This window comes from Candidatus Ruminimicrobium bovinum, assembly GCF_902760015.1.
GTDB classification, from domain to species: Bacteria; Elusimicrobiota; Endomicrobiia; order Endomicrobiales; family Endomicrobiaceae; genus Ruminimicrobium; species Ruminimicrobium bovinum.
In genome coordinates this window covers 1-5,306 of sequence record NZ_CACWEU010000276.1, presented here as the reverse complement: position 1 = coordinate 5,306, position 5,306 = coordinate 1, and the positions used below count along the sequence as shown (strand labels likewise).

Here is a 5,306-nt window from a genome sequence, read left to right as displayed (position 1 = left end):
TTGTCTGCTAAGCTCATCTTGCTCAGGAAAATCGGGAGCCAAGGCTATGTATGTTGTTGATAAAGTAAGAGTTGATAATTCTGTTCCTGTATAGACCATCATTGAGCCAAGTCTATTTAAAAGGTTTTCTGCCTGATATTTTGCAGCCATGTTGCCTTCAGAAATTTCCGGCTTAAATTCAAATGGAACATAAAAGTTTTCTAAGCCATCAGAGTTATACCAAGGCTTAACATACAGACAGCCCAATTCTGTCAAGAAAGTGTTTTTATACTTGAGTATTGAAATCATTCTTGCTTGAGCATCAGATAACTTTCTAGGACTAAATGGATTTTCCGGTCTATTGTCTATACCTTTACCAATGTTAAATTCTTGAATTTCGTGATCGTTTTGTAAAGCAAAAACTCTATTATCATATTTGTTTTCTGAGTCTCTGTAATTGCTTATTTCTTTATAAACTTTTGTAGTAGGGTATTCTTTTCCACTGTCCAAAGGTTTTGATTTTACAACTGCACCGGGCTTATCAGAATACATATTATATTCTCCAGCGAAGTTTAAATCCATTAATTCTTCTGCACTTTCTTGATAATCATTATCTCCAAGTTTTGCTAAAAGATTTTGGGCAATATCTGTTATATCACTTGAATAGCCCAAACTACCTCTTTTATATTTGTTTTGAGTATTTGCTAAATTACTTACATCATTATAATATTGACTTTCTTTAAAATCATTTATATGAATTTGTTTATAGGCTTTTTCTTTCCAAGCAACAACTTTTTGATTTGCAATGTCAAAGGCACTTTGAGTTGGCTGGTCTGTTGCTCCTTTTACTATCTTATCTACTTCGGTACCAATACCACCGATATTTGTAGCAGATAAACCAGCGTATTTTAAAGCCTCTAAAGTGTTTTCTCCTATTGAATCAAGATTAGTAAAATCATCTGTATTTTTATCCTGATTAGAAGCATATCCGCCCATATTACTTGTGATCATTTCACCGAGATTTACGTTATTTTCACCTTGAGTAATTGGGTCAAAATCTACTGTAGAATTTTCCTTTGTATCTTCTAATTCTATAACTCCATCATTTTGAAAAATTGTTCCAGAGGTCACGGCGCTACTTTCATGGACTACACTATCATCGGAATCATAATATTTTCCTCCGACATTTACATAACGCCTAACTGTAAAAGAGTCACTAACTATTTCTAAAGGATTTCCATCTTTGTCAACTTTACTCAAATCTCTGATTTTCATAAAGTTAACTTTTTATTAAGATGCCCAAGTCACAGTATCGTTTTGTCCAGCTACAGCAGGTTTGTTTAATGCCTCAACCATTTTTTCAAGTTTTTCAAGAGCTTTTTCCGCTATTGATTTTATGTCTTTTACCGTCATAGTCTGTTCAGCAGTATCTTTGTTTCTTTCTTTTTCCGCTGAGTCTTTCTGAGCTTGACGGTTTCTTTCGGCATCTGACATTTCAGTAGTTGTAGATTGAGTAACCGAACCAACTGAAGAACCTGCAACTGCCGAACCATTGCTTTCAAGAACGGCCTGCCCACCCGAAGCCACAAGTTCCATAGGTCCTTCTGTGGTAGCTTCGGTGTTTTCCTCAGTAGCTTTTGTAAGATCTTCATTTGAGTTAGCGATACTATCCGCCGCATTTGTTAATGCACCAGTTACCTCTGGACCAGTAACATCTTTTAAGGTTTGAGAAATATCTTTCAAACATCCTAAGCCGGGTATATGAGATAACGCATCAAGAATCCATTCTAACGGCTTTAAAATATATCTTAATACGGTAAGTAATCCAGAAAGTACTTTTAAAACTGGTGGAAGTAAAGATTTTACCAAAGAATTCAAGAAAGTACATATTACTGGCAAAACAGCGTCTATTACTGGCTGAAGCTTTTTAACTAGGTTATCAATTAAAGTCGTCATCGGTTCTTTAAGCTTTTCAAGAACTGAGCCAACTAAAGCCGAGCCAATCGCTAAAGGTCCAATTGACTTCGCTATTCCACCTAAAGCTTTTCCTATTCCACCTAAAGCAGATTTTCCAGCTGACTTCGCTTTATTTCCTACTCCTTTCCAAAATGTCGTTGTTCCGCCATCGGTAATTTTATCTTTTAAGGCACCAAACTTATCCTGCACTCTTGATTTAATTCCACCCGCTAAGTTTCCTAAGAAACTTCCACTTCCACGTTTTTCATCTTCTTGAACTTCTTTTAAATGGTCTGAAGCTTTTTTAAGTTCATTTTGAGCGCTTGCTACTGCTTCAGTTAATCCTTCTTGTTTTTTTTCAGCCTCTGCGATTGCTTTTTCATATTCTCCTAATTCTTTACCGACTGCACCTTGAGCTTTTTCTTTAAGAGCGTCAATTCTTTTTTGAATTTCTGTGGACTTTTTCTGATTTTCTGCTAATACTTCTTGTGCTTTTGTTACATTCTTTTGAGCGATTTGTTCTTTAGCAGATAGTTTTAATTGTCCTTCATATGTTTTAGATAAATCTTCCAAATCTTGATTTCTTTCATTAAGTTTTTGAATATATTTACCTAAAGCTTTTTGTTCCGCTTTTTCAGATATAGTTAATTCTCTTTTTCCAGAAAATCTTTCAAGTTGAGCAAATCTTGAATTTGCTTGATCTAAAGATCTTTGGTTATTTGTTTGAGCTTCTCTTACATTTGCTAATCTTTGCTGAGTTCTACTTTTAAGATTTTCTTTACCTGAAGTATTAAAAGCGTATGCAGAGTCAAAAAATTTAGAAACAATTGATTTCTTTGCAACATTTTCTAGACTTGTTTCTACAGAGGCTTGGAGTCCACCCTCTTCTTTGCCGGTAATTCTTCCTATGAGATTTTTAAACAGAGCTAATATCTTAGGGGCAACAACGGTTAGAGCGGTTAATATAATCGGACCTAAGCCTAATAGCCAACCTTGAATCTTATTAAAGAATTTCTCTATTTTTTTACCGAGTGCTTCAGTATTTTCAGTTAATTCTTCAAGTGCTTGCAAGCTTTTTTCTTCAGGAGTTACGGATTCATCTATTAATTCTTCCATATCTCCAGTTTCCATTTTTGCCATTCTGGAAACTTCTTTGTAACTTAAGCCCATGGATTTAGCAAATTGAGAACCAGCTATTGGACCCATGTTCATTATTTTATCTGCCATTTCTTTAAAGGCACCATTATTCAAAGCTTCTTCGGCTCCACCGTTTAAAGCATCTTCAAGACTTAAACCTAACTGGCTATATAAGAGGATGTTATCTTCTATTCTATCTGGGTCTGTTAATTGATTTATTAATTCAACTGATCTTTGAGCAGAGATACCTACTTTTTCCATTGCTCCTACAAGAGCGGTTGTTTTAACAGCGGCTCTACTAATCTCTTCTGATGACTTTCCAAAAGCCGCCATGTTATAAGTCATGTCGGAAATCTGTTGAGTTAAAGCTTCCATTCCGGCTTTTGATATACCGACTTTTTGTTGAACTTTTACCATTCCGGCTAAAATTGCATTAGAAGCCTTAGTGGATAAATCTCCCTGTTTATTAAGACTGATACTTAATTGAGCTACCGCCGTATTTGAAACACCAGTGGCACGAGCAAATAAATCTATTCCTTCTGCTGCCTCTTTGATATTGTCGGAATACTTTGCCTCTGACAAAGTGGTTACTAAATGTAAGGCATCTTGATAATTAGAGCCTATATCTTTCATCATGCCAGAAACAGAACCTTCGAGAACTTTTGCATGCTCTCTTCCTTTACCCATTTGAACTGCCAAAGCAGTCATATTGTTATTTAAAGTCCAAGAGTTTTTTGCAATCTGTCCTAAAGAGGCAATAAAGGCTCCACCAGAAACCATGCTTACTATACTATCTGTGGATTGAACCATTTTGTCCAATGTGTTGTAAAGCCCATCGAGCATTTTGGTTGTTTTCTTTCCACTTGTTTCAACAGTTTTGGTTGTACTTTCTATATCATCTTTTATTTGAGATGTTTGATTTCCAGCCGTAAGAAGCATAGCGTTTGTTTTTTCAAGAGTCTTATTTAAATTGTTTACTGTTTCTTCGGTAAGCTCAGCCATAAAATTAACTTTTTAATTATCCAACTTTATTGCTACTTGTACCACTCGTGGCTTTTTCAATTCCTGGGTAGCTCATAATTTCCAAAGTTGTTGTATATCCAGATGCCGAAATATTATGTGTGATCTTTGATATAACATAATATCCTGAAAGTTGGCTTTGTGTGTAACTTACATTTCCAGACCAAGCAGATTCATTTTGAAGTTTAACATCAAGATATATTGGATAACTATATGGAGCAAACTCCTTTTCAAATCTTAAAGATGGATCTCCTAAAACTTCCAAAGTTCCCCTTTTTATTCCATTAACCATTTTATCTGCTAAACTATTTCTTTCATTAGGGGTAAGAGCAACAACATTTGCAAATTTAGGAAAAAAGTTGCTAGTTGTTATTGTACTGAAATTTTTATTTACATTTGCTCCTCCGCCATCATAAGATCGGCTGTTTTCTAAAATATTTACTTTATCAGTTCCAGCAATTACGGCCATATTAAGCATTCCAAATTCAGACGTGTTTTGAACACTTAAATTTTTTACACAATGTTGAGAAGCATTCCCGTTTCCCCAGCAATATCTTCTTAAATATTTTGGGTAAAAAGGTTTAGAATATCTAAATCCTACAACTGTTTTATCACCACTAGCTCCTAAAATAACCCACTCCATTTTTCTCATGGTTGAAATAGATTCAACACTTGTTGTAACTTCAGAACCATCTTCGTCATAAACTGTGTATTCTTTAGTGATGTCTTCATCATCTGTTTTAAAAGTATCTACACTTTTATCACCTACTTTAGTTTTTGTTCCTTTTGGTGTGTATATTTTTAATGGAGGACATTGAGAAGTGTATGAAGAAAATAGAGAAGATATTGATTTGTAAGATTTGGAAGAAATTGTTTTTTTATCTTTTAAAGCAGATTCATCATAATTATTTTTTGCTTCTTCTCCGCCAAGTGATAAAGTTATAAGTTTTCTATTATCCTGACTTAATTCATTAAGCTCTGTTTGGAGAATAGCTATGTCTTTGTCAAGATTTATCATTGTTTTATTGTAATCTTTTTTTATTCTTTCCAGCCCCGTAGTATAATCTTCTGAACCACTTACAAATTCAAAAACCTCGTTCCAAAATTTAGTTGGATCATATTTTCCTTTTTTTCCAGCATATTCAGGATTGTCCCATATCCAATTATTTACTTCGTCTTTTACTAAAACTCCAGAGTTTATTGAGTTAATTATT

The 5,306-nt window shown here is 34.3% G+C and carries 3 protein-coding genes; all 3 read right to left on the bottom strand.

Annotated features, from left to right (window positions below; genetic code table 11):
• Positions 1-1,254, bottom strand: a 1,254-nt coding sequence (locus tag ACMUOV_RS08890) for a hypothetical protein (protein WP_413854805.1), incomplete at its 3' end; no start/stop codon positions are given.
• 15 nt (positions 1,255-1,269) lie between these two features.
• Complete coding sequence (locus tag ACMUOV_RS08885) at positions 1,270-4,074, bottom strand: hypothetical protein (protein ID WP_413854803.1); 2,805 nt, start codon at positions 4,072-4,074, stop codon at positions 1,270-1,272.
• A 16-nt stretch (positions 4,075-4,090) separates the two neighbouring features.
• A partial coding sequence (locus ACMUOV_RS08880; RefSeq protein WP_413854802.1) for a hypothetical protein occupies positions 4,091-5,306 on the bottom strand: 1,216 nt, incomplete at its 5' end.

Coding starts and splice junctions, on each gene's coding strand:
- ACMUOV_RS08885 (WP_413854803.1), bottom strand. CDS start 4,074: ATGGCTGAGCTTACCGAAGAAACAGTAAACAATTTAAATAAGACTCTT.